The sequence below is a fragment of the Streptomyces sp. NPDC088400 genome, from assembly GCF_044753355.1.
Classification (GTDB): Bacteria; Actinomycetota; Actinomycetes; order Streptomycetales; family Streptomycetaceae; genus Streptomyces.
Genome location: NZ_JBIVMZ010000001.1, coordinates 814,677 through 839,576 on the forward strand (window position 1 = coordinate 814,677; position 24,900 = coordinate 839,576).

The following is a 24,900-nucleotide window of genomic DNA, read 5'->3' on the forward strand; positions in this document are numbered from 1 at the left end:
TACGAATGAGGGGCCAATTACTGCGTTTTGGGGATCTGGTGCGGCTCAAGAGGCGGCTCTACTCTCTGGGCATGGAGCTGGAGGTGAGGCACCTGCGTGCCCTGTGCGCCATCGCCGATACGGGCAGTCTGCACAAAGCGGCCAGGCAGCTGGGGATGAGCCAGCCGTCCCTGACGACCCAGCTGCGGCGCATCGAGAACTCCCTGGGCGCGGAGCTCTTCTCCCGTGAACGCACCGGCTGTCGGCCCACCCCGCTGGGCCTCTCGGTGGTGAGCCGGGCCCGTCCGCTCGTCTCCGAACTGGCCGCGCTGGTCGCCGAGGCGCGGTCGGCGGCCGACGGGGCCGACGGTCCGAGGCTACGGATCGGCTCCACCGCGAGCCGGGCCCTGGTGGGCTGGCTGCGGCGGCTGAGACGCCGGCTGCCCGGTACGGACATCTCGCTCCATATGGACGCCTCCGCCAACGCGTTGCTGCGGGCGGTCGCCTCGGGCCGGCTCGATGTGGCCTTCGTGCACGAGGTGGAGGGCTGCCCGCTGACCGTCCCGGACGGGCTGGAGAGACGCGTACTGGTCGACAGGGAACCGCAGTTCATCTGCATGTCGCCGGACCACCCGGCCGCCGCGCACCCGGTCGTGGAACTCGCGGACCTCGCCGAGGACCGCTGGATGGTCGACCCCACGGTGGACGGTGAATGGGACGCGCTGCGCCGCGTACTGGGTGCGGCGGGGCTCAACCCGTCGGTGCTGCACGGCGATTACCAGACGGCGGCCTCCCTGATCGCGGTCGGAGAGGCGGTGGCCCCGTGCCAGCCCACCTCGGGGCCGCGCGACGACATAGCGATCAGGCCGCTGCGGGACGACCCGCTGGCCGTGCGGCTGCTGTTGTTCTCGCGGATGGGCGGGGGCACCGGGGACGAGCCGACGAGCGGGGGGCTCATCGAGGCCGGTGTGTTCGCGGACCTGACGGAGGCGTACCGGGAGGCGGCGCTGCGGGCGGTCGGCTACCGGCAGTGGCTGACCCGCAACAAGAGCCCGCTGCTGCACGCTCCGGCGGCGTAAGCGGCGTAAGCGGCGTAAGCGGCCCAGGTGAACAGGTCGGCCCCCGAATCCACTCAGTGCCCGTGGCGGCTCACCGCGGTGCGGCCCACCGTCGCGGCCAGTTTGCGCAGCCGCCGCCACTCCAGGGGCGGCTTCACCGCCGGGATGCCGGGCCGGTCGCGGGGGACCCGTACCCGAAGGGCCCCGGGCTCGATGCGACAGCGTACGGGGGTGGGAAGAACCATTGCCTCTCCATCGACACCGACCTCGATCTCTCCCTGGTCGGCGTCCACGATTACCTGACGGGTAGTCAGGACCGTGAGCCCGGCTGCCTGCGGGCCCCGCAGCAGCCCGGCGGCCTCGGCCGCGCTGTCGACCTTGACGCCCAGGACGCCGAGTACGCCGAAGTCCAGTCGTTCGCGTCGGCCGAGCCCGGCCGGATCCTCCGTGCGGTACGGGTTGTTGCTCACCAGCAGGGCCTGGGGCCCGGTGATCGTGGTCTCCCCGGTGTCCGCGACGAGATGGGGCCCCTGCTGGCGCGTCAGCAGATCGGGCAGCAGATCCAGGGTGGTGCGCACCTTGTCGTCGCGGTAGGAGGGGCTCTGCACTACGGCGGCGTACGCGCCGAAAGAGGCGTTGTTCACGAAGGGGTGTTCACCGGCGAAACCGAGGTCGACATGGAGTTCGACACCGTCGGTGAGCGCGTCCAGGCAGGTCGAAGGGTCCTCCCGGTCGAGGCCGAGGTCCATCGCGAAGTGATTGCGGGTGCCCGAGGAGATCACCAGGAAGGGAGTTCCGGACTCCGCGGCGACGGCCGCGACAAGGGCCTGTGTCCCGTCTCCGCCGGCGACGCCCAGCAGGTCGGCACCCTCGGCCACGGCCGTACGGGCCAGTTCGGCGACGTCCTGCCGGTGGTCCGGGTCGAGCAGCACGACCTTCGCGCCGAGCCGTTCCGCCTTCTCCCGGAGACCGAACCTCGCCACCTTTCCGCCCCCGGACCGGGGATTCATGATGAGGAAGGGGCGTTGGGGCGGCGGTACGTGATGCTCCGTCATCCCGGCCGGACGCGCGCCGGTGCTGCTGAGCGCGGCCCGGCCGCTCCAGACGGCCACCGCCCACAGCCCGCAGCAGACCAGCACCAGCCACAGCAGATTCGCTGCGTCGAAGAATCCGATCACGCAGACCGGTGCCGCCACGGCCAGTACCGCCGCCGCCACCCGGGCGGCCCCCCGCCGCGTCAGCACCCACCAGACGGCGGCTGCCGCGACGGCCATCCCGGCCAGTCCCGCGGCGACCAGGATCAGACTGCCGGTCCCCGCGAACACCAGCGGCAGCAGCACGGCCAGAGCGGCGGAAGCCAACGACACCCGCGCCGACCAGCGTTGCGCCGCGTGGGCCCGCTCACCGAAATCCACAACCACGGCTTCTCCCGCCGATCACGCAGCCCAGGTGGCCCCCGCGGTCGGCCCACGTGATCACACACCCAACAGCCCGACATGGTAGGGCCGCCGGCCGCCCCGCGGCCATCGGCGTCGCGGACCGAGACGTACGGATGTGTACGTTGTACGGCTGAGCGCGCGGGGCTCCGCGGCCGTACTCAAGGACAGACAGCTGAAGGAGCGATGAGATGGCTCACCGTATGACCGTGCCCGGTCTGTTTCCGCCACCCGACTACGCGCATACGGCCATAGTCGAGACGGACCGGCGCCTGGCCTTCCTGGCCGGGGCCGTACCTCTCGACGAGGACGGCAAGCTCGTGGGACCCGGCGACTTCGTCGCCCAGACCGAACAGGTCCTGGTGAATCTGGAGACCGCGCTGGCCGCCATCGGCTGCGGGTTGACGCACGTCGTCAGCACAGCGGTGTACGTGACCACGCCGGATCCGGCGGATCTCAGCCGCGTCTGGGAGGTGGTCCGCGCGGGTGGCCTCACCCTCGGCCCGCACACCTCCACGCTGTTGGGTGTCTCGTGCCTCGGGTACACGGGCCAGCTCGTCGAGATCACCGCGGTGGCGGAGGTCCCGTGAGCGTCCGGCCCGTCACATCCACCATCACATCCGGCCGTCACATAGGGCCGTCACATCCGGCCGTCACATAGGGCCCGTCACATGGGGAGCAGCGTGGTCAGCGGGGCGCCGCCCAGCGCCGGGGCGAGCCTCTCGCGGCCCTTCAGGAACCGTAATTCGATGAGCACGGCCAGGCCGACCACGGTGGCACCCGAGGGCCGTATAAGGTCGAGCACCGCCTCCGCGGAGCCGCCACTGGCCAGCACGTCGTCGATGACGAGCACACGGTCACTCGTGCAGAGCGCGTCCTCCTTGAGCTCCACCGTGTCGGTTCCGTAGGCCAGTTGATAGGTACGGGAGCGGACGGCGCCGGGCAGCTTGCCCGCTTTGCGAGCCGGTACGAAGCCGACGCCGGCCCTCGCCGCGGCGGCGGCGCCGAGGATGAACCCCCGGGCCTCGATGCCGACCACCGTGGTCGCCTCGTACCGGTCGCACAGCGACGCGAAGATGTCGGTCAGCGCACCGAAGGCGACGGGGTCGCCCAGGAGCGGGGTGATGTCCCTGAACAGCACACCGGGGATGGGATATTCGGGTACTTCCTGGATCCGCTTACGCAGCAGATCGAGCGTGGCTTCCTCGAAAACGGGGTTCGTCGTGGTCATCACGGACTCCTGGTGAGGGAACGCTCCCCTCCGGCGGGGCCCCACGCGATGGCCTTGTGCGGTGGCCTTGTGCGGTGGCCCTAGGTGGTGGCCGGATGCGGAGGTGCGGTGGCCGGAAGGGAGGCGGAAAACGGCGTACGGGCGGGAAATCTCAGGGGCCCCTGAAACGCACGGGAATACAGGGGCTCAGTGGGACACCCGTTACTTCTCAAGGAAGTTACTCCGGTTCCTCACGAAGACCAGACCGCCGACGCTATTGACATGAGCGAGAATTCGTATAGGACGGTCCGTTCGCGGCGGGTCTCCAGCGCCACGATCTTCATCGATCCGCCCTCCCCGCGATGGCCTCGATGAGCTCGGGCAGCTGTGCGAACTGGGCGGGGTCCGCCAGTGCCGACCCGAGGGACACCGCCGCGGCCCCGGCGCCGAGGAATTCCATGGTGTTGGCGAGATTCATGCCGCCGGTCGCGACGAAGTGCGCCTGTGGGAACGGACCGTGCATCGAGGCGATCCAGCCCGGCCCGAGGTCGGCCGCGGGGAACGCTTTGAGCCAGCTGAACCCGAGGGCCTCGGCCTGCTGGATCTCCGACGCGGTCGCGACGCCCGGCAGGTGCGGCAGGCCCGCCGCGAGTGACGCCTCGGCGACTTCGCGCGAGAAGCCGGGAGCCACGGTGAACCCCGCGCCCGCCTCCACCGCTCGCTCGACCCGCTCCACGGTGGTCACCGTGCCGGCGCCCACCACGGCTCCGCGCTCCTCGCCGGCCTCGACCGCGGCGCGCAGCGCGGCCACCGCGGTCTCGCTCTGTACGGGCACCTCGACGAGCCGGATGCCGACGTCCCACGCCCGTCGGCTCACCTCCACCGTGCGTACGACGTCGAAGCCGCGCAGGATCGCCATGAGCGGGAGCGCGTCGAACGCGTCCTTGAACAGCTGTCCGGACGCGGTGTTCATTCGGTTCATCGGGTCCACCCGAGTGTGCGAGAGAAGGTCTGTGCGGGGTGCCCGACGGCCGGCGGATGTGCGTACGGGCTCACCGGGCCGTTCCGTCCGTTTCTTCCGGGTCGAGGGCCTGGCGGCGCAGGGATGTGGCATCGACATGGTCCTCGACGGAGCTGAGCGCGAACGCGGCGACGCGGTGTCCCAGACGCAGCCTCTCGGCCGGGGTTTCGTCCCGTAGCCACGCCGACAGGTAGCCCGCCGCGAACGCGTCTCCCGCCCCGACCGGCTCGACCACGTCGACCGGCTCGGCGGGGACGAACGTGCCCGGGTCCGCGCCCGTGTCCGTACCCGCTTCGAACAGCACCGCGCCGATCTCCGCGTTCTTCACCACCACGCTCACCGAAGGACCGATCAGGTCGCGTACGTCCTCAGCGGTCGTGGTGCCCCAGACCTGTGCCGCCTCGTCGAGCCCGACGAACACGACGTCGGCCTGCCGGGCCAGGGCGAGCAGCGGCGCGGCGGCATCTTCGGTACTCCAGAGCGCCGGACGGTAGTTGACGTCGAACGAGCGGAGGACCCCGGCCTCGCGCGCACGGTCGAACAGGGCCGTAGCGGTACGGGCGCAGCCGGCCGACAGCGCGGCGGTGATGCCGGACAGGTGCACCAGCCGCGCCGCGGCGATCGGGAGCGTGTCCAGGTACGCGGGGGTCAGCCAGGACGCCGCGGACCCTGTCCGGTAGTAGTGCACGCGGGTCCCGTCCTCGCCGGAGGGGTCCTTGAAGTAGACGCCCGTAGGAGCGGACGGATCCCGCTCGACATGGCGCACGTCCACCCCGGGCCGGGCGACCGCCGTGAGCACCCTGTCACCGAGCGGATCGCTGCCCACACGGCTCGCCCATGCCACCCGGTGGCCCAGATCGGCGAGGTACCGCGCGACGTTCGACTCGGCACCCGCGACCGAGAGGGCCACGTCGCGGGCCGTGGCGAGCAGCTGCCCCGGCCAGGGCGCCACCAGGACCATGGCCTCCCCGAGGCACAGGACTTCGTGATCCGGCACGTCTTCCACCCTCCGCGTATGCGCCGCCGATCGGGGCGCCGCCGTCACTGGCACCGGACTTGATCGCCTCACGGCGCACACGGGCGCCAGCGTGTCCTTCCGCGCCTCGGCTCACCTCAGCATCATCCCGCGCCTGCTTCACCCCGTCATGCATGTCTTCTCCAGGTCGGAGAGCATGGTGCGGTGCTCTACGGTGCCGCCCGGGTTGTGATCAGTTGCGATGGCGCCCGGCATGCCGGGCAGTCTGCTGAGCATGCCCAACAGCCAACTGTCGTCACTCGTTTGGGGCGGGAGCCAGCACGGGGTCCATGTCGGGGGCCAGAGTTCGCGTGCTGCGGGGAGCAGGGGAGCAGGGGAGAAGCGGATGGGCGAAATGGGGATCGGCGCGCTGCTCGTCCGACCGCGCGGTCCCGTGAGGTGATGCCCGGCTTCGTCCTCGGCTCCCCGCCGGAGTGCGTGTCGGCCGGTATCGTGCGGCGGCTCACCGCTCTCGGCCCGGAGTTGGGCGGGCCGCAGTACGGTGGAGCGGCGCAGACGGCACGCCTGCGCGAGCGACTTCAGCACACCGCCGTCCTCGCGGCGTTACCCGCCGCCCGCCCTCCGGAGCCGCCGACGTGACCGACCTGTCCGCCGCGCACGATGCCGCCGTCACCGACCGGGGCCGCCTCGCCGGGAGCGCTTACAGCAGTGACCGGGACCTGGCCGCGCGTCAGTCGCTCTATCAGTGGCAGACGCCCCGCCACGACCTGCCGGGCATCGTCGCCGGGCAACTGAGCGGTGTACGCGGGCGCGTGGTCGACACCGGCTGCGGCAACGGCAGGTTCATCCAGCGGCTTCGCGAGGAACGGCCCGATCTGGCCCTGTTGGGCCTGGACATCGCTCCAGGCATCCTCGCCGGTGTCCCAGGCCCGGTCGCCGTGGCGGACGCCACTCGCCTGCCCCTGGGCACGGAGAGCGTCGCCGCCGCTTTGGCGCTGCACATGCTCTACCACGTCCCCGACATCGCCCAGGCGGTCAGGGAACTGTCCCGAGTGGTTGCCCGCGACGGGCTGGTGATCGCCTCCACCAACAGCGACCGGGACAAGGCCGAACTCGACGACCTGTGGCAGCGGGCCGCCGACGATGTCCTCGGAACCGGACACGGCCCGGCACGCCTCTCGCTCAGCGCCCGCTTCTCCCTGGAGAAGGCCCCGGCCTTCCTCGGCGAGGAGTTCGGCCGCGTGGAGACGATCCCACTGATCGGCAGCATCACGGTCCACGATCCCGAACCGGTCATCGCGTACATGGCTTCCTACCGGGCGTGGGCGGACCAGCATGACGTGCCGTTCGACGCGACCATCGAGCGGGCCCGCACCCTCCTCGCCGACCACATTGCCCGGAACGGGGCATTCGAGATCAACTGCGAGAGCGGCATCCTGGTCTGCCGGCGCTGAGCGAAAGACCGCACCCGGCCCGTCCGAAACGACCGCACCCGGTCCCCATGGTCGCCGTGATCGGCGGCCCGTGGACCGGGTGCGGACAGATAGGCGTTCGCCCCGCGAGAGTGCGGGGCAGGCCGCCTGGGCCGGGGCTCAAGCCTTCTTGGTCTCCCAGAAGATGTCGGAGATCTGGCCGATGAGGTCCAGAGCCTTCTGGCCCGTCGCCGGGTCCGTTGAGCCCTTCGCCGCCGACAGCGCCTTCAGGGCGTCGTTGACCAGCTGGTGCAGCTCCGGGTACTTCTCGAAGTGCGGCGGCTTGAAGTAGTCGCTCCACAGCACCGAGACGTGGTGCTTGGCGAGCTCGGCGCGCTGCTCCTTGATGACTGTCGCGCGCGCCTGGAAGTGGGCGTCGTCGTTGCCCTGCATCTTCTCCTGGACGGCCTTGACCGACTCGGCCTCGATGCGGGCCTGGGCGGGGTCGTACACGCCGCAGGGGAGGTCGCAGTGAGCGCTGACCTTCACCTTGGGGGCAAACAGGCGGGAAAGCATGGAGCGGTCCTTCCTCGTGATCGTCTTCTCAGGTGGGACATTACTCCGTGAGAAGCCTGATTCCGCGAGTGCCCCCTAGGGCTTAGGGCAAAAGTCCGGGGTCGGGTGGGACTGCGGGCGGAACGTACCGTGGGATCGGGAGGGTGCCGGATGACGGAGCACGAGCGGGAGCCGAGAGTGCCGTTGGGGATCGCTGAAGTGATGGGTCCGTCCATGTACCCGACGCTCAAGCACGGGGATCAGCTTCTGGTGCACTACCGCGCCCCCGTGAAGCCGGGCGATGTGGCCGTGCTGAAACATCCGCTCCAGCAGGATCTGCTCATCGTGAAGCGGCTGGTGGAGCGGCGGGACGAGGGATGGTGGGTGCTCGGGGACAATCCGGGCGCCGAAGGGGACAGCCGGGTGTTCGGCGCGGTGCCCGAGGAACTGCTGTTGGGGCGGGTCAGGGCGCGTTACCGGCCGCTGGGTGATCAGCGGTCGGCGTGGGCGGTGGTCTCCTGGCTGGTGTCGGCGGTGCGTCCGGTGCTGGCGGAGCGTTCGGTCTCCAGGCGTTTGCGGGCGCGGTAGGCGGCGACGTTGGCGCGGGTCGCGCAGCGGTCCGAGCAGTAGCGGCGCGAGCGGTTGGTGGAGGTGTCGAGATAGGCGTTACGGCACGGCGCCGCCTGGCACAGGCCGAGCCGGTCGACGCCGTACTCCGTGAGATGGAACGCGAGGCCCATCGCGGCGGTCGCCGCGTATCCGGCGGTCGCGTTGGAGGGGTGGTCCGCCAGGTGCATGTGCCAGCGCGGGTGGCCCTCGTCGTCCAGGACGTCGTGCCCGGAGATCTGCGGGCTGACCGGGAATTCCAGCAGCAGTGAGTTGAGCAGGTCCACCGCCTGGGTGGCCTCGCCCGCGTCGGCGGCGGCGAAGACCCCGCGCAGCCGGGCCCGTACCGACCGGAAGCGGGTGACATCCGCGTCGGTGGCGCGGCGGGCCGCCTGGGAGCCGGCTCCGAAGAGCGAGCGGACCGCCTCGACCGAGGTCAGGGTGTCCGTGCCGCGGGCCGGTTCCTCGGTGTTGACCAGGCGTACGGCGGAGTCCGAGTAAGAGGCCAGTTCCACTTGTAGTCCTTACGGGGGAGCGCTAGGGTCGTTGTCGCGTCGAAGTAATGGCTGCTGATGCTTCTAGGGTATTACGGAGGAAGGTTTCATGACGGAGACGGGGACGGGGACGGAAGCGGGGGCCGAAGGCACGGGGACCGGGGGCGGTGCCGACTGGGCCGGCTGGCAGGAGAGCTGGGACCGTCAGCAGGAGTGGTACATGCCCGACCGCGAGGAGCGCTTCCGGGTCATGCTGGACATGGTCGAGGCGGCGGTGGGACCCGCACCGCGGGTGCTCGACCTCGCGTGCGGTACGGGGAGTATCACGGACCGGCTGCTGCGCCGGTTCCCGGATGCCACCAGCACCGGCGTCGACCTGGACCCCGCCCTGCTCGCCATCGCCCGCGGACACTTCGCCGGGGACGACCGTGTGAGCTTCGTGACCGCCGACCTGAAGGACCCGGACTGGCCGGGGCTGTTGCCGTACACCTCGTTCGACGCCGTGCTCACCGCCACCGCCCTGCACTGGCTCCACGACGGACCGCTGACCACGCTGTACGGGCAGGTCGCTGGGCTCGTCAGGGACGGCGGCGTGTTCATGAACGCCGATCATATGAAGGACGAGTCCACCCCTCGGATCAATGCGATCGAGCGTGCCCACCGGCACACCGTCATGGACCGTGCCAAGGCGGCCGGAGCCCTCGACTGGGCGGACTGGTGGGACCTCGCGGCCAAGGACCCGGTCCTCGCCGAGCCGACGGCCGAGCGCTACCGGATCTTCGGTGAACACGCCGACGGCGACACGCCCTCCGCCGACTGGCACGCGCGGACGCTGCGCGGAGCCGGTTTCGGAGAGGTCCGGGCCGTCTGGTCCTCGCCCTCCGACTCCCTCGTCCTCGCGCTCAAGTAGCAGCCGGACGGGCGACGCGGATATCCGGAAGAGCCGTACGGACAGCCGGACGAACGGTAGGGACAGCCGGAGGGGCGGTACGGACCTCTCCGTACCGCCCCGCACCGCGCCTACAGCACCTTCGACAGGAACGACTTCGTACGCTCGTGCCGCGGGTTCGTCAGCACGTCACGCGGGTGGCCCGACTCGACCACCACGCCGTCGTCCATGAAGACCAGCGCGTCGCCGACCTCGCGCGCGAACCCCATCTCGTGCGTGACCACGATCATCGTCATGCCGTCCTGCGCCAAGTCCCGCATGACATCGAGGACATCGCCCACCAGCTCGGGGTCGAGCGCCGACGTCGGCTCGTCGAAGAGCATCAGCTTCGGCTCCATCGCCAGCGCACGGGCGATCGCCACCCGCTGCTGCTGGCCGCCGGAGAGCTGCGACGGAAAGTTGGCGGCCTTGTCGGACAGGCCGACCCGGTCCAGCAGCCGCTCGGCGCGGGCGCGGGCCACCGCCTTCGCCTCGCCCCGTACCTGTACCGGCGCCTCCATGACGTTCTCGATCGCCGTCAGGTGCGGGAAGAGGTTGAAGCGCTGGAAGACCATGCCGATGTCCCGGCGCTTCCTGGCGACCTCGCTGTCCTTGAGCTCGTACAGCCGCTCGCCCCGCTGCCGGTAGCCGACCAGCTCGCCGTCGACCGAGAGCCGGCCGGCGTTGATCTTCTCCAGGTGGTTGATGCACCGCAGGAAGGTCGACTTGCCGGATCCGGAAGGACCGATCAGGCAGAAGACCTCCTGCGGGGCGACCTCCAGGTCTATGCCCTTGAGGATGTGCGCGGCGCCGAAGGACTTGTGGACGCCCTCGGCCTTGACCATGGCTGTCACTGGACACCTCCCGAGGGGCGGTTGCTGAAGGAGGCGAGGTTGACCTTGACGCGCTGGAGCGGGGTGAGCGGCAGACTCCGCTGCGAACCGCGCGCGTACCGGCGCTCCAGGTAGTACTGGCCCACGCTGAAGACGCTGGTCATCACGATGTACCAGATCGACGCGACGAAGAGCATCTCCATCACGGCGTACGAGGTCGAGCCGATCTGCGACGTCGAGCGCAGCAGTTCGTTGTAGGTGACCGCGTACACCAGCGACGACGTCTTCAGCATGTTGATGAACTCGTTGCCGGTCGGCGGAATGATCACGCGCAGCGCCTGCGGCAGGACGATCCGTCGCATGGTCTTCGCCTGGGTCATCCCGAGCGCGTGCGACGCCTCCGTCTGACCCTCGTCCACCGACTGGATGCCCGCCCGGCAGATCTCCGCCATGTACGCGGCCTCGTTCAGCCCGAGACCCAGCAGGGCGCACATGAACGGCGTCATGACGTCCGTCATCTCGTCCTTGTAGATGAACGGGATGTTGAGGATCGGGAAGATCAGGGCCAGGTTGAACCAGAGCAGCAGCTGTACGTAGACGGGCGTGCCGCGGAAGAACCAGATGTAGAGCCAGGACACCCAGCTGGTCACCGGGTTCTTGGAGAGCCGCATGACGGCCAGGACCACGCCCAGGACCACGCCCAGCACCATCGCGAGCACGCTGATCAGCAGGGTGCGGCCGGCGCCCGTCAGCACGGTGCGGTCGAACAGGGTGCCCGAGACCGAGTTCCACTGGATGTTGCCCTGCGAGAAGGCGAAGACCAGCGAGGCGAGCAGGAGGATCACGACCACGCCGCTGACCCAGCGGCCGTAGTGCCGGACCGGGACGGCCCTGATGAGATCCGGGGGCGGGCCCGCGGCCGGGTCCTTCGAGAGGGAGGTGGAGGTGGAGGCGGTGGCGGTCGACGGCGATCCGTCGGCGGGTGCCACCGATGTCTTCGTCCGGGGCACCTCTGCCTGAGACGCCTCTGCCTGAGGAGCCTTCGCCTGCGGCACCTTTGCCTGGGGCGTCTTGTCAAACTTGTCAGTCACGGTGACTGCCCTTCAAACACGTCGGCTTCAGCGGAGCGTGCGGTCGTGTGCCGCCCGTGCGGTCACTTGCCGCCGTTGACGACGGCCTTGTCGATCGCTCCGCTGGTCGCGCCCCACTTCTCCAGGACCTTCTGGTACGAACCGTCCTTGATGATCGCGTCCACGGCTTCCTTCAGCGCGTCCCGGAGCCCGGTGTTGTCCTTGTTCACCGCGATACCGAACGGGCCGGCGTCGACCTGCTCGCCGATGACCTCGAACGCCTTGCCGCCATCCGCCTTGCGGGCGAGGTCGACCGCGACCGGGTAGTCGTTCACGCCGGCGACGGCGCCGCCGGACTTCACCCGGGTCTGGGCCTCGGTGTCGTTCTCGAAGGACTGGATGGTGATGGCCTTCTTGCCACCGTCCTTGCACGCCTTCGACTGGTCCTGGAGCGCCTTCTCGTACGTGGTGCCGCGCTGGACGGCGGCGGCCTGGCCGCACAGGTCCTCGATGGACTTGAGGCCCTTCGGGTTGCCCTTCTTCGTGTAGACCGCGGTACCGGCGAGGAAGTAGTCGACGAAGTCGACGCCCTTGCCGAGCTTCTTGCCCTTGTCGTCGAGTCCCTGCTGGCGCTGCTTGGTGTCCGTAATGGAGGACATGGCCATGTCATGCCGGCCGGTGTTGAGGGCCGTGATGAGGCCGTCGAACGAGCCGGAGGTGAACGTGAACTTGACGCCCAGCTGCTTGCCGAGCGCCTCGGCGATGTCCGGGTCGACGCCGATGATCTTGCCGCCCTCGACGGACTCCATCGGGGCGTACTCGGCGTTCGTGCCGACCTTGATCACACCGGACTTCTGGTACGACGCCGGCAGCTTGTCGAAGAGGGGCGCGTTGGACTTCTTGGTGTCACCGCCCGTCGACCCGCCGTTCGTCTGATCGCCGCAGGCGGTCAGCAACATGGCACCCGCGACCGCGATCGCGCCGATCGCGATGCCTCTGGACTTCGCGGCGGCCGTGCGACAGGTGAAGCGTACGGTCATGATCGGGGTCCTCCGGCAGGTAAGCGGGCTGCTAAGTGGCTGAGCACACATCTTCGAGTGTCGCGACCTTGTGTGACGAGTGGCATCCTGCCATTTGGACTGGCCCATTCAGGGGACCGGGCATGTCAAAATCGGGTAACGGGACACCCCCCACTTCCAACATGGCGGTACATCAGAACCGGACCATCCGTTGGAATGCTTCCTTCCGGCCGGAGGATCTTCGGCCGATATCCGTCCCGAACGTGATTCATGCCGAGTGCCGGATGTGTCCGGACAATCGGATATGAGTCATCTCACCGTGCGGACACGGTGTCGTGGCCGACGCCGTCCGTCAGGTAGGAAGGACGATTACGCCCCTTACCCGGGGGTCAGGGCGCGTGTGCGGCGCGCCCGCGCGTACGTATCCCATTTCGCCGGGCGGGTCACTCGCCGAGGCGGAAGCCGGGCGGGCCGACCGCCGGGGCGGGAAACGCACGTGGTGCCCACCCACCCCTCCTGAACCAGGAGTGGCCACCCTCAACTGATGACGCCTTAAGGGGTTACAGACAATGGCAGCGGAGATCGTCAATCCTCTCAGCGACAGCGCTTCCAGCGGAGCGGAGGGCGCCCCCGAGGAGCCCTTCGACCCGGCCTTCGCGCTGCACCGCGGCGGCAAGATGGCCATCCAGGCCACCGTGCCGGTGCGCGACAAGGACGACCTGTCCCTCGCGTACACACCCGGTGTCGCCAAGGTGTGCAGCGCGATCGCCGAGCAGCCCGAGCTGGTGCACGACTACACCTGGAAATCGCAGGTCGTCGCCGTCGTGACGGACGGTACGGCGGTGCTCGGACTCGGCGACATCGGACCGGAAGCCTCGCTCCCCGTGATGGAGGGCAAGGCGATCCTGTTCAAGCAGTTCGGCGGCGTCGACGCGGTGCCGCTGGCGCTCGCCACCACCGACACGGACGAGATCATCGACACCGTCGTGCGGCTCGCGCCCTCCTTCGGCGGGATCAACCTGGAAGACATCTCGGCGCCGCGCTGCTTCGAGATCGAGCGCAAACTCCAGGAGCGTCTGGACATCCCCGTCTTCCATGACGACCAGCACGGCACGGCCGTCGTGACGCTCGCCGCCCTGCGGAACGCGGCGAAGCTGACCGGGCGCACGCTCGGCGAGCTGCGCGCCGTCATCTCGGGCGCGGGCGCGGCCGGGGTCGCCATCGCCAAGTTCCTGCTGGAGGCGGGCGTCGGCGATGTCACCGTGGCGGACCGCAAGGGCATCGTCAGCAGCGACCGCGACGACCTGACCGAGGTCAAGCGCGAGCTGGCCGGGATCACCAACCGCGCCGGGCTCTCCGGCTCGCTGGAGACCGCGCTGTCCGGTGCGGACGTCTTCATCGGGGTGTCCGGCGGTACGGTCCCGGAGGCGGCGGTCGCGGCGATGGCGCCGCAGGCGTTCGTCTTCGCGATGGCCAACCCGAACCCCGAGGTGGACCCGGAGATCGCGCACAAGTACGCGTCGGTCGTGGCCACCGGGCGTTCGGACTACCCGAACCAGATCAACAACGTGCTCGCCTTCCCCGGCATCTTCGCCGGCGCGCTCCAGGTGCGGGCATCCCGGATCACCGAGGGCATGAAGATCGCCGCGGCGAACGCGCTGGCGGACGTGGTCGGTGACGAGCTGGCCGCGGATTACGTCATTCCGTCGCCGTTCGACGAGCGGGTCGCGCCGGCCGTGACGGCGGCCGTGGCCGCGGCGGCACGGGCCGAGGGCGTCGCGCGCCGCTGAGCGGTCTGTGCCGCGGGCGCGGGCACGGCAGTTGAGCTGACTGCCTGGCCTGCCTGCGGTGCGGTGCGGTGTTGGCGTGGGCCGTGTCGTACTCCTTCTCCTTCGTGAGGGGGTACGGCACGGCCTTTTCCGTGCAGGGGGGCGCGGGCCCGGACGCGTGTCACACGCGCGTACGGTTCCGCCGCGTACGGCTCCGGCCCTATCGTCGGGTCATGTTTGCCGCCTATGCCACCAGTCTTGATTTCGCCAACCCCCTCAAGGGTCTTGAGCTGGGTGAACGTCCCGCTCCCGAGGCGCGCCCCGGCTGGACCACCGTCACCGTGAAGGCCGCCTCCCTCAACCACCACGACCTGTGGACGCTGCGGGGGGTGGGATTCGGCGAGGACAAGCTGCCGATGATCCTCGGCTGTGACGCCGCCGGGCTCGACGAGGACGGCAACGAGGTCGTCGTCCACTCCGTCATCGGCCAGACCGGCCACGGGGTCGGGCCGCGCGAGACCGCGTCGATCCTCACCGAGCGCTACCAGGGCACCTTCGCCGAGCAGGTCACCGTGCCCGCCTGGAACGTACTGCCCAAGCCCGCCGAGCTGAGCTTCGAAGAGGCCGCGTGCCTGCCGACCGCCTGGCTGACCGCGTACCGCATGCTCTTCACCAACGCCGGTGTGCGGCCCGGGGATTCGGTCCTCGTCCAGGGAGCAGGCGGCGGGGTCGCCACCGCGGCGATCGTCCTCGGCAGCGCGGCGGGGCTGCGCGTGTACGCCACGAGCCGCGACGCGGCCAAGCGGCAGCGGGCCGTCGAACTGGGCGCGCTGGAAGCGTTCGAGCCGGGCGCCAGGCTGCCGCATCGCGTGGACGCGGTCATCGAGACGGTCGGCGCCGCGACCTGGTCGCACTCCCTCAAGTGCCTGCGGCGCGGCGGCACGTTGGTGATCTCGGGAGCGACGAGCGGCGACAGGCCCGAGCACGCCGAGCTGACCCGGATCTTCTTCCTGGAACTCAAGGTCGTCGGCTCGACGATGGGGACCAAGGACGAGCTGGAGGATCTGCTCTCGTTCTGCGCGGCGAAGGGCGTACGGCCGGTGATCGACGAGGTGTTGCCGCTGGACCGGGCGCGGGAGGGCTTCGAGAAGATGGCGGCGGGCGATGTGTTCGGGAAGGTTGTGCTGAAGCCCTGAAGCCCTGAAGCCCTGAAGCCCCGAGTTCCCGAGTTCCCGAGTTCCCTGCGTGTCAACTTTGGTTGACGGTCGGGTTCTGTCAATGTACGTTGACGCCATGACCGAAGCAACGGATCTCGCACAGCGGGCGGGCGACCGTGACCCCCGGGTCGGGCTGAGGGCGGTCGCCGCGCTGCGGCGGCTGCTGGAGCAGCTCGAATCCGTACAGGTGCGCGGCGCCCGCCAGCAGGGCTGGTCGTGGCAGGAGATCGCGGACGAACTGGGCGTCAGCCGGCAGGCCGCGCACAAGAAGTACGGGAGGCAGTGATGTTCGAGCGCTTCACGCAAGACGCCCGTGGCGTGGTCACCGGGGCCGTTGAACGCTCCGGGCGAACCGGCGCGGACGAGGTGACCGAGGAGCACATGCTGCTGGCTCTGCTCGACCAGACGGGCACGCGTGCGTCCTTCGCGCTCGCCGCGCTGGGCGTCGGCGACCGGCGGGAGTCCCTCGAAGGCGCGCTCGCCCAGGCGCGACGGCGGGGCGGCCTGTCGCAGGCGGACGCCGCGGCGCTGGCGGAGATCGGCATCGACGTCGGGGAGATCGTTTCGAGGATGGAGGAGGCGCACGGGGCGGGTGCGATGAAGGCCGGCGGCGCGGGTGGTCCGGGCGGGGCGAGCTGGAGGCCGAAGTGGTGGTGGTCCGGACGCCGGCCGTTCACACCGGCCGCGAAGGCCATGCTGGTGAAGTCGCTGCGGATCTCGCGTGGCCGCGGTGACCACCACATCGGTGGCGAACACATCCTGCTGGCCCTGACGGCGCGTCCGGGCGTGGTGGCCGAGGTGCTGGCGGACCACGGGGCGACGTACGCGGCGGTGGAGCGGGCGATGTTCGGCGCGGCGGGCGGGAGCGGTGGCGGGGGCTTGGCGCAGGCGGGGTAGCCCCCTGCTGCCAATTCGGGCCAACTCGGCGTAGTCCTCATGAGAGTTCTGCGGCGGGTGGCGCTGCTGCCTCACCGCGAGGTGACCGCGCGGGAAGGTGCCGCGCCACACGAGGTCCTGCTGCCTCGCTCCGGCGGAAAATCACCCGTGCACGTCCACCGCATGCGGGATCATGAGGCATGCGACCGGATGGCTGGCACCTCACCGAAGACGTTGACGAATTTCTCGCACGAGCCGGAGACTTCCTGCGCTCGCGTCCCGCTCTTCACACCACGCCGCTGACGGTGATCGAGGGAATGCGAATGAGCGGGGCCGGCGCGCGCGGCGCCGAAGCCCCCGTATTCGGCCGGCTGGAGCAAGGGGGAGAGGTCCGCGCCATCGTCTATCGCAAGCCGCTGGGCCGCCTGCACCTCACCCCCGTCGTCACCCGCGACCAGGCCGACCTGCTCGCCGCTCGCCTGGCCGAGCTCGATCGCCTGCTCCCCGGCGTCGTCGGGGACCACGACGCCGCCACCACTTTCGCCGAGGCATGGCAGCGGCGCACAGGCGCGGAGCCGGTACTCAGCGTGCCGCTCCATCTCTACCGTCTCGGCACGCTCACCCCACCCGAGCCGTTCCCGGAGGGCCGAGTTCGCGTCGCGGGCGAGGAGGACCTTGAGCACGTCATGCTCTGGTGCCGTGAGTTCGCTGCCACCGTCGGAGAGGTCGTCCCCGAGGCCTGGGCCGACACGCGTTTCGCCGACAGGCACTTCTCGTTCTGGGAGACCCCGGACGGCACTCCGGCCTCCATGGCGGCCGTGACGTCGGTGATCGGCGGCCAGGTCCGGGTGGACCCCGTCTACACCCGGGCTCACCTCCGGGGCCGTGGCTACGCGGGCGCCCTGACGGCCGAGGTGAGCCGGGCCGCGCTGGCCGCGGGTGCGAAGGAGGTCGTGCTGTACACGGACCCGGCCAACCCCACCAGCAACGCCCTCTACCAGCGCATCGGGTACGTCCCGGTCACCGACTTCGCCGTGTACGACTTCTCGTATGCCGCGTGATTACCGCTCACCCGGGGGCCGGTGCGTCATCGGACCGCCGGCCCCCCCCGCGATGATCCGGGTCACCCCGTCGGCGGCATCCGCAGCAGTGCTCCTATGTGGGCCGCCGCCGTCGACAAGTGACGCCGGGCCTCGCCCAGTTGGGACTCCGTGACCCCGTGGTCCCTCGCCGCGTCGCGGATGTCGTCGCGGAACCGGTCCAGCAGCCGGTCCAGGTCCCGCGCCGGGTCGCCCGTCTCCGGGGTGTCCTTCGCCCAGCCCGCCGTGCCGTCCGCTTCCGCTTCCGCGTCCCGATTCGCTTCCGCGTCACCTTCCGCTTCCGCGCTCGCGGGGTCCGGCTTGGTGTACGGCGGCCAGGCCGTACCCGCCAGGCCGCCCAGCTGGCCGGCCAGTTCCGAGAGGCCTTCCCGTACCCCCGTCGGCCAGTCGCCCCGGACGAAGTGGTCCTGCACCTGGTCCTGGACCTGCTTCGCGATGCGCTGCATCTCCTGACGCGCCGTCTCCTGCGCCTCCTTCGCCTGCCGGCGGGCCTGCTGCGCGTCCTCGCGGGCCCGGCGCGACTCGTCCTTCGCGCGGCGGGCCTGCTCCTTCCACTCCTGCCTCGCGCGCCGGAGCTCCTCCTTCGCCGTGCGCCAGGACTCGTTGTCCGCGAAGGCGCTGTCCCAGTCGGTCCCCGAGCCGTCCTTCGACGCGGAGGAAGCCGAGGACGCGGAGGACTTACGGGTCTGGGAAGCCGCCGCGCGCATGTCGCTGCGCAGCTGTCCCGCCGCGCCCCGTACGTCGTCGCGGATCTCCGCCGCCAGTTCGGAGACCGACTCGCGGATCTCCAGCTCCAGATCGGCCAGTTCGCCGCTGCGCCCGGCCAGCTCGGCGCGGCCCGCTTCGGTGATCGAGTAGACCTTGCGGCCGCCCTCGGTGGCGTGCGTGACCAGGCCCTCGGCCTCCAGTTTGGACAGCCGCGGGTAGACGGTGCCGGCGGACGGCGCGTACAGGCCCTGGAAGCGTTCCTCCAGAAGCCGGATCACTTCGTAACCATGCCGCGGAGCCTCGTCCAGGAGCTTGAGCAGGTAGAGGCGAAGTCGGCCGTGGGCGAAGACTGGAGGCATGTCAGAGCTCCTTCGTGTCGGTCGCGGTCGCGCCGGCCTGTGCCGTGCCGGTCCCCGCGGTGCCGGTCTGTGCCGTGCCGGCCGGAACCCGCTCGTGCGGGGCGTCCTCCGACGGCGGCCTCCTCAGCAGCGCGATCGCTCCGGACACCGTCGACGCCTTGAGCGTGCCCGTGCCCGCACCCAGCGTGCCGGTGATCCTCTTCGCGCCCCACTGCCCGCTGACCCGCAGATCGTCGAACGCGTTGGAGACGGAGCCGCTCGCCGTGTTCGCCTCGACCCGCGCGTCCGTCGGATGCGGCAGCCGGATCGCGATCTGGCCGGAAACCGTGGCCAGTTGGATGTCCGTGGGCCTGTCCGTCGGATCGAGATCGACGACCATGTCGCCGGTGACCGAATCGGCCCGTACGGACGGGCCCGCGCCCTCGACGACCGTCAGATCGCCCGAGACCGACTTGAAGTGGAGATCGCCGGTGACCGCCTGGGCTTCCAGGCTGCCGGAGACGGTGTCGGCGTGGACCGTGCCGGACACGCCCACGAGCGTCGTGTCGCCGGTGACCCCGCAGACGTCCGTACGCCCCCGCAGCCCGGAGACCACGGCGCCGGCGCCGACCACTCCGACCTCGACCGCCGTCCCGGCCGGGACGGCGAGGGAGACGACCGCGCTGCGGTGCCGGCCCTTGCGGTCGAGTTGGCGGTCGAGCCACTTGAGGAAGCCCTTCCAGGGCAGGTCCTCGTAGGCGACCGTGAGCGTGCCGTCGTCCAGGGTCACGACCAGCGGCGGGCCCTCGATGTGGGAGATCTCCAGGCGCGCGCCGCCCTGTTCGGTCAAGGCGGCTTCGTCCGTGCCGACGACGTTGACCGTCCCGTTGACGATGCGCACATTGAGCGCCTTCAGCGGATCGTCGAAGGTGAGCTTCTCCGGCTCAGCGACTTCCCACGTCGACTTTGCCATGGTGCTGACCTCCTTGGTCGGCCATGACGCAACATATCGCGTCTTCTCCAGAACACGATATATCGCGGTTTCCCGAAGTCAAGGCCGGAGGCTCAACTGATGGGTCACCTGGCGGACATAGCACCCGTATCCGGGTGAAGCGGCCTACTGTGAGAGACATGAACGCGACATCCGTGGGGGCTCTGCTGCTCTGCCGGGCCGAGCCCGCGGTGGTACGGCCCGCCGCCCATCTGCTCCGCGAACGGCTGCTGCTCGCCCCGGCGGGCCAGGGCTGGAGCGTGCTCGTTCCCGAGGGCAAGCCCTGGCTGTACGGGAGCGAACCGGTCGAACGAGTGGTCACGGGCTGGGCCTCCGCACTCGCCGTCGGCGTCAACTGGCCGGTTCTCGCCCTGTGGTGGGACGCGGACCGGTCCGGCTACACCCTGGCGGCCGGCTTCCGCCGTACGGTCGGTTACGTGTGGCTGTCGGACGGCACGCCGGTCGGCGAGGACGAGGCGATGCGTACGTTCGCGGCCCGCCTGAACCTCGATCCCGTACTTGACCTCCAGGCGCTGGACCCGCTGACCCGCCAGGATCCTGAGTCCGACGCCCGGGCCCGGCTCCTCGCACTGGCCGCGTTCCTCGTCCGTACCGGCCTCGCCCTTCCGGCCGGTCTCACCCCGGGGGAGCCCGCCGACCGGCTGCGCGAGGTGGCGCGCGTCCAGCCGGGGGTCGGACAGATCGAGTGGACGGGCTGGCGCGATTCCGTACGGGCCGAACTGGACGTGGTGGAGGACGGCCCGCTCGGCCCCTGGCTCCGCGGCCCCCGGGCGCGCCTGCTCGGTGCCTGCCAGGTCGGGGCCGGGGTCCCGCTGACGGTCTGGGCGGCACGCCGGCGCAGCGGGGGCTGGGCCTTCGCGGGTGCCCTGCTGATCGTCCACGGCGCGCTGGGTCTCGCGTACGACCGCCTGCGCGCCTGACCGCCTGACCGTCCGCGCGCCTGACCGTCCGCGCGCCTCACCGCCCGCGCGCCTGGAACGTGTCCGCCGTCAGTCCTCGTCCTCGTCGTCGTCCAGCCGTGCCAGCCAGGTCGCCAGGCGCTCGACCGGGACCTCGAAGTCAGGGTTCAGGTCAACAAACGTACGCAGCTGTTCGGCCAGCCACTCGAAAGTGACCTCCTCCTCGCCGCGCCGCTTCTCCAGTTCCTCGATACCGCGGTCGGTGAAGTACATGGGAATCAGCTTAATGCCTGGTGAGGACCTTGTGGCCGACGGTAACGAGGCCGGTACCGGGAGCGCAGAACCGTACGGGCGCGAATCACCGTCCTCCGCCATGAACCTCGCATCGGCACCGTACTGGCGCTAGCCTGCGGGGAATTGGGGGATCGGGGGATGGTATGGGTGAGGACGAGGTCCGCATCACGCGCATCGAAATGCCGGACGGCACGCCCGTATGGGCGCGGATTTCCGGCGCCGAAGAACTGGCGCGGCCCTCCGGGGGTCTGGTGTATTCGGACACCGGATTCGCCGAGCAGGTGCAGGCCCGGGTCGAGAGTCTGCAAGGCGTGGTGACCAGCGTCGCGCGGTCCCTCGTCGTGCCCTTACGCGCGGTACGGCCCGACGAGGTCAGCATCGAGTTCGGCATCGAACTCACCGCCAAGTCCGGCAAGGTCGTCGGACTGCTCGCGGACGGCGAGGCCAAGGGGGCGATCAAGGTCACCCTCACCTGGAACGGTGGCGGGCCGCCCGCCGACCTGCTGGCGCCACCGGTGCTGCCCCCGCAGGCCGCGACCTCGCCGGGAGTTCCGCCAGGAGTTCCGCCCCGCCCCACCGCCGTCCCCCCGGCCCCGCCCGCTCCGCCATCGCCTCCTCCGCCTCCCCCCTCGTCCCCGCCGTCGTCCGGGGGCGCATCCCCCGGCGCATCGGCGCATCCAGACGGGCTCACGCCTCCGGCCGGGAGCGCGCCATGATCGACGGGCTCGGCAGAGGGGCGCCCGGAGGCTCGGGCGAGACCCGGCGTGCGCTCATGGACCTCGTCATGGCGGCGACCGTGCGCATCCATGGCCCGGAGGGCGGGTATGTCCCTGATGGGCCGGGTGGGGCTTTCCTGGGGAGCGGCTTCTTCATCGCCCCGAGTTGGGTGCTCACATGCGCCCATGTGGCGATGCAGGGGGAGGGGCGGGACGTGACAGTGATCTTCGAAACCGGTCCCGGCAGCGGCGAGTCATCGGTGACGGGCACTGTGGTCGCGGCGCTTCCCGAGCGGCCCGGCGGCACCCTGGACACCGGTTCGGCCGGTTCGTACGGCTCCACGGATTATCAGGCCGGTCAGGCAGGTCAAGCCGGTCAGGCCGGCTCGTTCCGTACGGCGGGCAGCTGGCCCGCCCCCGATCTCGCGCTGATCCGCCTCGGCAGGCCCGTCGACCACGCCTGTGTGTACGTCACCGAGCGCCCCGCGGCCTTCTTCGGCGGCGGCGAGGTGTTCTACTCCGGCTGGACCGAGGTGGGCGGCCGGCTGAAGCGGCTCAACGGGCAGTGCTCGGTGCAGGGCACGCTCGGCGGCTGGGCCGATCCCGACGAGCAGATGCGGCTCGGCGGGGATGTGCTGCCACCGGGGGTGTCCGGCGGGCCCACCGTCGACGTGGCCCGGGGCGAAGTGGTCGGGGTGCTCAAGTCGCAGCTGGTCGGCGGCATGGGCGGGACGTCCATCGGCATCGAGCGGCTGCGGTCGCTGCCGGTGCCCGCCACGATGGCCGGGGCCGAGTCCGACGACGACTACCAGGCGGTGTTCCACGCCCACGACCGCTACCACGCCGACCGGCACATCAACCGGGTCGGCACGGGCCGGACCTGGGCCGACGTGCAGAGCTCCCTCGACGCGGGCATCGACCGGGCCCTCAGCCCCCAGCAGCGCGTCAACCTCCTCGGCCGCCTCGCCGAACTGCCGCCCCCCGTCTCGACCCGGGGCCTGCTCGATCTGCTCGTACGGCTGCCCGGTGTCCACTCCGTCGACCGCTATCCCGCGCCGCGCAGCTGGCGGGACGGGCTCGGCGCGCTGTACGAGACCCGGGGCGGCGAGGCCGCGCTCGAACTTCTCCTGCGCTACTGCATGAGCGTCATCTCCGCCGAGCGTCCCTACGTCACCCGGTCCACCGCCGCCGCCGAGGAGGCGCTGTGGAGCTGGGTGAGATGGGTCGCCGACGACCGGCTCTCCCGGGAGTTCCGCAACGAGATCACCCTGCTCTGGTCCGCCGCCCGCCACCGTACGGACCGTGAACAGCGGCGCGCGGCCCCGGCGTACGGAGAGCGGCCCCAGGACGGCGAGAGCCCCTTCGTCCTGCTGGAGCTGGAGCCGCGCGGCTGGGAGCGCGACAGTTACGACTGGCGGGTCGGCGTCGCCCGGCACACCGGCGAGGTGCAGCCGGTCGGCGAGGACAGCAGGGGCACCCCGGGCCACGCCCTCCCGGCCCGGCTCACCGCCTCGCTGACCGAGGCGTTCCGGCGGTGCGACGAGCCGGACAGCCCCGCCGTCCTCCAGGTCGCCGTCGTCCAGTCGCTGCTCGGACTGGAGGTCGACTGCTGGCAGCTGTCGCCCGACGAGCCGCCGCTCGGCGTCAGCCGCCCGGTGATCGTCCGCCGCTCGGACCACGAGCCGCCGCTGACGGAGGCCGAGACCCGGGAGCGCCGGGCGCGCTGGAGCCGCACGATGAACGAGGCGATGCGGGCCGAGATCGTCGACTGCGACGACGGACTGCGAGTGCCGGTCGCGACCGAGGAACACCTCCGCTCGCTGGCGTACGAGACCGTGCCCGTGCTCTGCCGGTACGCCGACCGGCCCGACGGCGAGACCACGGCCGGCCTGGCGAGGGTGGTGCGCGGCGGCTTCCACATCGCCCTGCTGCGCCGGGGCAAGGACCGGCCGGACGTGGTCTGCGCGGACTTCCACCGCCGCGCCGCCGACACCGTCGCCGAGGCCAGGACCGCGGATCAGCTGCCACGGAAGATCCAGGAGCTGAGACAGGGTGTGCGCGCGGGCCGTACGGAGACGTACTGGTCGGACGGGGTCGCGCTGTTCTACGACGATCCGCACCATCCGCTGCCCGGTTCCGGCCAGTTGCTGGAGGCGCCGTGAGCCGCTCAGGTCCTGTCCTGCGTCCTCTCCTGCGTCCTCCTGCTACGGGGGCCGGTCGGCCTCTTACCGAGGCCCCGGCGGATCGCTACGGTGAGGCACGTTCGGCGGTTCCCAGCGGACGAGTGATGACGAGGAACGCGCTATGAGTGAATCCAGCGAGTGGCTCATCTACCGAGGGGCCGGCGAACCGCACGACGGCATCACCCAACTCCCTCCGCCGCCGCCCTGGCGGGATTTCGGCGGCCTGGGCGACGGCGACGGCGCGCGCGAGGACACGGTCGAAGGCGGGCGTGGCGGTGGCGCGGTCAACGGCGATGCCTCGGCCGACCGGCGGCTCGGCGGCTACCGGCACGAGGCCGAGCTGCACCGGCCGGGCGCCGAAGAGCTGGAAATGGTCAACGCGGCGCTGTACTTGAGGCGTCCGCTGCTGGTCACCGGCAGCCCCGGCGCGGGCAAAAGCACCCTCGCGCACTCCGTCGCGCACGAGTTGGGGCTCGGGCGGGTGCTGCGCTGGCCCGTCGTCAGCCGCTCCACCCTCCAGGACGGCCTCTACCACTACGACGCGATCGCCCGGCTCCAGGACGTACAGATCGCCGCGCACAGCGCCGCCGCCGGATCGGAGGCCCAGGACCCGTCGGCCGGTATCGGCAGCTATATCCGCCTCGGTCCGCTGGGCACCGCCCTGCTGCCCTCGGACCAGCCACGCGTCCTGCTCATCGACGAGATGGACAAGAGCGACATCGACCTGCCGAACGACCTCCTCAATGTGCTGGAGGAGGGCGAGTTCAGCATTCCCGAGCTGGAGCGGATCGCCGACCGGCTGCCGGACGGCGAGGCCGAGGTGCTCACGCACGACGGCAGGAAGGTGACGGTGAAGGGCGGCCGGGTGCAGTGCAAGGCCTTCCCCTTCGTCGTCCTCACCAGCAACGGGGAGCGTGACTTCCCGGCGCCGCTGATGCGCCGCTGTATCCATCTGGAGCTGGGCCGCCCCGACCGCCAGCGGCTCGCGACCTTCGTACGGGCGCACCTCGGCGACGAGGCCGCGCGCGCGGGCGACGACCTGATCGTCCACTTCCTGGAGCGTTCGCGCAGCGAACTGATCTCCACCGACCAGCTGTTGAACGCCATCTACCTCACGGGTGCGGCCGCCCCGGCGGGCCGTGACCGGCTCGCCGACCTGCTCATCCAGCGACTGGACCGGCCGAGGTGATG

Annotated in this window: 27 protein-coding genes; 15 read left to right on the top strand and 12 right to left on the bottom strand. The window is 70.7% G+C overall.

Features of this window, described 5'->3' with window-relative positions; genetic code table 11:
* Nucleotides 1-71 precede the first annotated feature (71 nt).
* Nucleotides 72-1,058, top strand: coding sequence for a LysR family transcriptional regulator (locus tag ACIQD6_RS03705; protein WP_401877583.1), 987 nt, complete (start codon nucleotides 72-74; stop codon nucleotides 1,056-1,058).
* Between the two features lie 53 nt (nucleotides 1,059-1,111).
* Here ACIQD6_RS03705 and ACIQD6_RS03710 read toward each other — a convergent pair whose 3' ends face one another.
* Nucleotides 1,112-2,458 (bottom strand): diacylglycerol/lipid kinase family protein, encoded by a 1,347-nt coding sequence (locus ACIQD6_RS03710; RefSeq protein WP_401877585.1) that lies wholly within the window; start codon nucleotides 2,456-2,458, stop codon nucleotides 1,112-1,114.
* Nucleotides 2,459-2,664: 206 nt separating this feature from the next.
* Here ACIQD6_RS03710 and ACIQD6_RS03715 point away from each other — a divergent pair, with 206 nt between their 5' ends.
* The gene (locus tag ACIQD6_RS03715) at nucleotides 2,665-3,063 is read left to right on the top strand and encodes a RidA family protein (RefSeq protein ID WP_401877587.1); all 399 of its coding nucleotides are present in this window, start codon (nucleotides 2,665-2,667) and stop codon (nucleotides 3,061-3,063) included.
* A gap of 77 nt (nucleotides 3,064-3,140) precedes the next feature.
* Here ACIQD6_RS03715 and ACIQD6_RS03720 read toward each other — a convergent pair whose 3' ends face one another.
* The 3 genes from ACIQD6_RS03720 to ACIQD6_RS03730 form a co-directional block, all read right to left on the bottom strand.
* Nucleotides 3,141-3,704 carry an adenine phosphoribosyltransferase gene (locus tag ACIQD6_RS03720; RefSeq protein ID WP_401877589.1) on the bottom strand — a complete coding sequence of 188 codons (564 nt, stop codon included), beginning with the start codon at nucleotides 3,702-3,704 and terminating at the stop codon, nucleotides 3,141-3,143.
* A gap of 319 nt (nucleotides 3,705-4,023) precedes the next feature.
* Nucleotides 4,024-4,665, bottom strand: a complete 642-nt coding sequence (locus tag ACIQD6_RS03725; protein WP_401877590.1) for a bifunctional 4-hydroxy-2-oxoglutarate aldolase/2-dehydro-3-deoxy-phosphogluconate aldolase — start codon at nucleotides 4,663-4,665, stop codon at nucleotides 4,024-4,026.
* A 70-nt stretch (nucleotides 4,666-4,735) separates the two neighbouring features.
* Entirely contained in the window at nucleotides 4,736-5,701 is a 966-nt protein-coding gene (locus tag ACIQD6_RS03730) for a sugar kinase (protein WP_401877591.1), read from the bottom strand.
* A gap of 420 nt (nucleotides 5,702-6,121) precedes the next feature.
* Here ACIQD6_RS03730 and ACIQD6_RS03735 point away from each other — a divergent pair, with 420 nt between their 5' ends.
* The gene (locus tag ACIQD6_RS03735) at nucleotides 6,122-6,319 is read left to right on the top strand and encodes a hypothetical protein (RefSeq protein WP_401877593.1); all 198 of its coding nucleotides are present in this window, start codon (nucleotides 6,122-6,124) and stop codon (nucleotides 6,317-6,319) included.
* Entirely contained in the window at nucleotides 6,316-7,134 is an 819-nt protein-coding gene (locus ACIQD6_RS03740) for a class I SAM-dependent methyltransferase (RefSeq protein WP_401877595.1), read from the top strand. Before ACIQD6_RS03735 ends, ACIQD6_RS03740 begins: the two co-directional genes overlap by 4 nt.
* Nucleotides 7,135-7,272: 138 nt before the next feature.
* Here ACIQD6_RS03740 and sodN read toward each other — a convergent pair whose 3' ends face one another.
* On the bottom strand, nucleotides 7,273-7,668 hold the full coding sequence (sodN, locus tag ACIQD6_RS03745; RefSeq protein ID WP_401877596.1) for a superoxide dismutase, Ni: 396 nt from the start codon (nucleotides 7,666-7,668) through the stop codon (nucleotides 7,273-7,275).
* A 150-nt stretch (nucleotides 7,669-7,818) separates the two neighbouring features.
* Here sodN and sodX point away from each other — a divergent pair, with 150 nt between their 5' ends.
* Nucleotides 7,819-8,235 (top strand): nickel-type superoxide dismutase maturation protease, encoded by a 417-nt coding sequence (gene sodX, locus ACIQD6_RS03750; protein ID WP_401877598.1) that lies wholly within the window; start codon nucleotides 7,819-7,821, stop codon nucleotides 8,233-8,235.
* Here sodX and ACIQD6_RS03755 read toward each other — a convergent pair.
* A complete protein-coding gene (locus ACIQD6_RS03755) occupies nucleotides 8,139-8,768 on the bottom strand; it encodes a CGNR zinc finger domain-containing protein (RefSeq protein ID WP_401877600.1) in 630 nt (209 codons plus the stop codon). The two genes, sodX and ACIQD6_RS03755, sit on opposite strands and share 97 nt — an antisense overlap.
* An 88-nt stretch (nucleotides 8,769-8,856) precedes the next feature.
* Between ACIQD6_RS03755 and ACIQD6_RS03760 the strand changes: the two genes are divergently transcribed.
* Nucleotides 8,857-9,657: a class I SAM-dependent methyltransferase gene (locus ACIQD6_RS03760; protein WP_401877601.1), complete on the top strand. Its 801-nt coding sequence runs from the start codon at nucleotides 8,857-8,859 to the stop codon at nucleotides 9,655-9,657.
* A gap of 110 nt (nucleotides 9,658-9,767) precedes the next feature.
* On the opposite strand, the gene ACIQD6_RS03765 is transcribed toward ACIQD6_RS03760, so the two are convergent.
* From ACIQD6_RS03765 to ACIQD6_RS03775, 3 genes are all read right to left on the bottom strand, one after another.
* Nucleotides 9,768-10,520, bottom strand: a complete 753-nt coding sequence (locus tag ACIQD6_RS03765) for an amino acid ABC transporter ATP-binding protein (protein WP_401878115.1) — start codon at nucleotides 10,518-10,520, stop codon at nucleotides 9,768-9,770.
* Between the two features lie 5 nt (nucleotides 10,521-10,525).
* Entirely contained in the window at nucleotides 10,526-11,404 is an 879-nt protein-coding gene (locus ACIQD6_RS03770; RefSeq protein WP_401878118.1) for an amino acid ABC transporter permease, read from the bottom strand.
* A gap of 257 nt (nucleotides 11,405-11,661) precedes the next feature.
* Nucleotides 11,662-12,618: an ABC transporter substrate-binding protein gene (locus ACIQD6_RS03775; RefSeq protein WP_401877602.1), complete on the bottom strand. Its 957-nt coding sequence runs from the start codon at nucleotides 12,616-12,618 to the stop codon at nucleotides 11,662-11,664.
* A gap of 548 nt (nucleotides 12,619-13,166) precedes the next feature.
* Here ACIQD6_RS03775 and ACIQD6_RS03780 point away from each other — a divergent pair.
* From ACIQD6_RS03780 to ACIQD6_RS03800, 5 genes are all read left to right on the top strand, one after another.
* A complete protein-coding gene (locus ACIQD6_RS03780; protein WP_401877603.1) occupies nucleotides 13,167-14,387 on the top strand; it encodes an NADP-dependent malic enzyme in 1,221 nt (406 codons plus the stop codon).
* A 212-nt stretch (nucleotides 14,388-14,599) separates the two neighbouring features.
* Entirely contained in the window at nucleotides 14,600-15,562 is a 963-nt protein-coding gene (locus ACIQD6_RS03785; RefSeq protein WP_401877605.1) for a zinc-binding dehydrogenase, read from the top strand.
* A gap of 97 nt (nucleotides 15,563-15,659) precedes the next feature.
* A complete protein-coding gene (locus ACIQD6_RS03790; protein ID WP_401877606.1) occupies nucleotides 15,660-15,869 on the top strand; it encodes a helix-turn-helix domain-containing protein in 210 nt (69 codons plus the stop codon).
* Nucleotides 15,869-16,480 carry a Clp protease N-terminal domain-containing protein gene (locus tag ACIQD6_RS03795; protein ID WP_401877608.1) on the top strand — a complete coding sequence of 204 codons (612 nt, stop codon included), beginning with the start codon at nucleotides 15,869-15,871 and terminating at the stop codon, nucleotides 16,478-16,480. The genes ACIQD6_RS03790 and ACIQD6_RS03795 overlap by 1 nt, the downstream gene beginning before the upstream one ends.
* A 179-nt stretch (nucleotides 16,481-16,659) precedes the next feature.
* Nucleotides 16,660-17,520: a GNAT family N-acetyltransferase gene (locus ACIQD6_RS03800; RefSeq protein ID WP_401877609.1), complete on the top strand. Its 861-nt coding sequence runs from the start codon at nucleotides 16,660-16,662 to the stop codon at nucleotides 17,518-17,520.
* A 62-nt stretch (nucleotides 17,521-17,582) separates the two neighbouring features.
* On the opposite strand, the gene ACIQD6_RS03805 is transcribed toward ACIQD6_RS03800, so the two are convergent.
* The gene (locus ACIQD6_RS03805) at nucleotides 17,583-18,626 is read right to left on the bottom strand and encodes a helix-turn-helix transcriptional regulator (protein WP_401877610.1); all 1,044 of its coding nucleotides are present in this window, start codon (nucleotides 18,624-18,626) and stop codon (nucleotides 17,583-17,585) included.
* A gap of 1 nt (nucleotide 18,627) precedes the next feature.
* Entirely contained in the window at nucleotides 18,628-19,578 is a 951-nt protein-coding gene (locus ACIQD6_RS03810; protein WP_401877612.1) for a DUF4097 family beta strand repeat-containing protein, read from the bottom strand.
* A 158-nt stretch (nucleotides 19,579-19,736) separates the two neighbouring features.
* Here ACIQD6_RS03810 and ACIQD6_RS03815 point away from each other — a divergent pair, with 158 nt between their 5' ends.
* Nucleotides 19,737-20,537, top strand: coding sequence for a hypothetical protein (locus tag ACIQD6_RS03815; RefSeq protein WP_401877614.1), 801 nt, complete (start codon nucleotides 19,737-19,739; stop codon nucleotides 20,535-20,537).
* 69 nt (nucleotides 20,538-20,606) lie between these two features.
* Here ACIQD6_RS03815 and ACIQD6_RS03820 read toward each other — a convergent pair whose 3' ends face one another.
* Nucleotides 20,607-20,789 carry a DUF6104 family protein gene (locus ACIQD6_RS03820; protein WP_266729752.1) on the bottom strand — a complete coding sequence of 61 codons (183 nt, stop codon included), beginning with the start codon at nucleotides 20,787-20,789 and terminating at the stop codon, nucleotides 20,607-20,609.
* 164 nt (nucleotides 20,790-20,953) lie between these two features.
* Here ACIQD6_RS03820 and ACIQD6_RS03825 point away from each other — a divergent pair, with 164 nt between their 5' ends.
* The 3 genes from ACIQD6_RS03825 (at nucleotide 20,954) to ACIQD6_RS03835 (ending at nucleotide 24,898) form a co-directional block, all read left to right on the top strand.
* The gene (locus ACIQD6_RS03825; protein ID WP_401877615.1) at nucleotides 20,954-21,526 is read left to right on the top strand and encodes a CU044_2847 family protein; all 573 of its coding nucleotides are present in this window, start codon (nucleotides 20,954-20,956) and stop codon (nucleotides 21,524-21,526) included.
* Nucleotides 21,523-23,688, top strand: coding sequence for a trypsin-like peptidase domain-containing protein (locus ACIQD6_RS03830; protein WP_401877617.1), 2,166 nt, complete (start codon nucleotides 21,523-21,525; stop codon nucleotides 23,686-23,688). The genes ACIQD6_RS03825 and ACIQD6_RS03830 overlap by 4 nt, the downstream gene beginning before the upstream one ends.
* Nucleotides 23,689-23,830: 142 nt before the next feature.
* Nucleotides 23,831-24,898 (top strand): AAA family ATPase, encoded by a 1,068-nt coding sequence (locus tag ACIQD6_RS03835; protein WP_401877619.1) that lies wholly within the window; start codon nucleotides 23,831-23,833, stop codon nucleotides 24,896-24,898.
* The last annotated feature ends 2 nt before the right edge of the window (nucleotides 24,899-24,900 follow it).

Bases quoted from the DNA above. Each gene is read 5' to 3' on its own strand.
- ACIQD6_RS03705 (WP_401877583.1), top strand. From the start codon at position 72: ATGGAGCTGGAGGTGAGGCACCTGCGTGCCCTGTGCGCCATCGCCGAT.
- ACIQD6_RS03715 (WP_401877587.1), top strand. From the start codon at position 2,665: ATGGCTCACCGTATGACCGTGCCCGGTCTGTTTCCGCCACCCGACTAC.
- ACIQD6_RS03720 (WP_401877589.1), bottom strand. From the start codon at position 3,704: ATGACCACGACGAACCCCGTTTTCGAGGAAGCCACGCTCGATCTGCTG.
- ACIQD6_RS03725 (WP_401877590.1), bottom strand. From the start codon at position 4,665: ATGAACCGAATGAACACCGCGTCCGGACAGCTGTTCAAGGACGCGTTC.
- ACIQD6_RS03735 (WP_401877593.1), top strand. From the start codon at position 6,122: ATGCCCGGCTTCGTCCTCGGCTCCCCGCCGGAGTGCGTGTCGGCCGGT.
- sodN (WP_401877596.1), bottom strand. From the start codon at position 7,668: ATGCTTTCCCGCCTGTTTGCCCCCAAGGTGAAGGTCAGCGCTCACTGC.
- sodX (WP_401877598.1), top strand. From the start codon at position 7,819: ATGACGGAGCACGAGCGGGAGCCGAGAGTGCCGTTGGGGATCGCTGAA.
- ACIQD6_RS03760 (WP_401877601.1), top strand. From the start codon at position 8,857: ATGACGGAGACGGGGACGGGGACGGAAGCGGGGGCCGAAGGCACGGGG.
- ACIQD6_RS03765 (WP_401878115.1), bottom strand. From the start codon at position 10,520: ATGGTCAAGGCCGAGGGCGTCCACAAGTCCTTCGGCGCCGCGCACATC.
- ACIQD6_RS03775 (WP_401877602.1), bottom strand. From the start codon at position 12,618: ATGACCGTACGCTTCACCTGTCGCACGGCCGCCGCGAAGTCCAGAGGC.
- ACIQD6_RS03780 (WP_401877603.1), top strand. From the start codon at position 13,167: ATGGCAGCGGAGATCGTCAATCCTCTCAGCGACAGCGCTTCCAGCGGA.
- ACIQD6_RS03785 (WP_401877605.1), top strand. From the start codon at position 14,600: ATGTTTGCCGCCTATGCCACCAGTCTTGATTTCGCCAACCCCCTCAAG.
- ACIQD6_RS03790 (WP_401877606.1), top strand. From the start codon at position 15,660: ATGACCGAAGCAACGGATCTCGCACAGCGGGCGGGCGACCGTGACCCC.
- ACIQD6_RS03795 (WP_401877608.1), top strand. From the start codon at position 15,869: ATGTTCGAGCGCTTCACGCAAGACGCCCGTGGCGTGGTCACCGGGGCC.
- ACIQD6_RS03800 (WP_401877609.1), top strand. From the start codon at position 16,660: ATGCGACCGGATGGCTGGCACCTCACCGAAGACGTTGACGAATTTCTC.
- ACIQD6_RS03805 (WP_401877610.1), bottom strand. From the start codon at position 18,626: ATGCCTCCAGTCTTCGCCCACGGCCGACTTCGCCTCTACCTGCTCAAG.
- ACIQD6_RS03810 (WP_401877612.1), bottom strand. From the start codon at position 19,578: ATGGCAAAGTCGACGTGGGAAGTCGCTGAGCCGGAGAAGCTCACCTTC.
- ACIQD6_RS03815 (WP_401877614.1), top strand. From the start codon at position 19,737: ATGAACGCGACATCCGTGGGGGCTCTGCTGCTCTGCCGGGCCGAGCCC.
- ACIQD6_RS03820 (WP_266729752.1), bottom strand. From the start codon at position 20,789: ATGTACTTCACCGACCGCGGTATCGAGGAACTGGAGAAGCGGCGCGGC.
- ACIQD6_RS03825 (WP_401877615.1), top strand. From the start codon at position 20,954: ATGGGTGAGGACGAGGTCCGCATCACGCGCATCGAAATGCCGGACGGC.
- ACIQD6_RS03830 (WP_401877617.1), top strand. From the start codon at position 21,523: ATGATCGACGGGCTCGGCAGAGGGGCGCCCGGAGGCTCGGGCGAGACC.
- ACIQD6_RS03835 (WP_401877619.1), top strand. From the start codon at position 23,831: ATGAGTGAATCCAGCGAGTGGCTCATCTACCGAGGGGCCGGCGAACCG.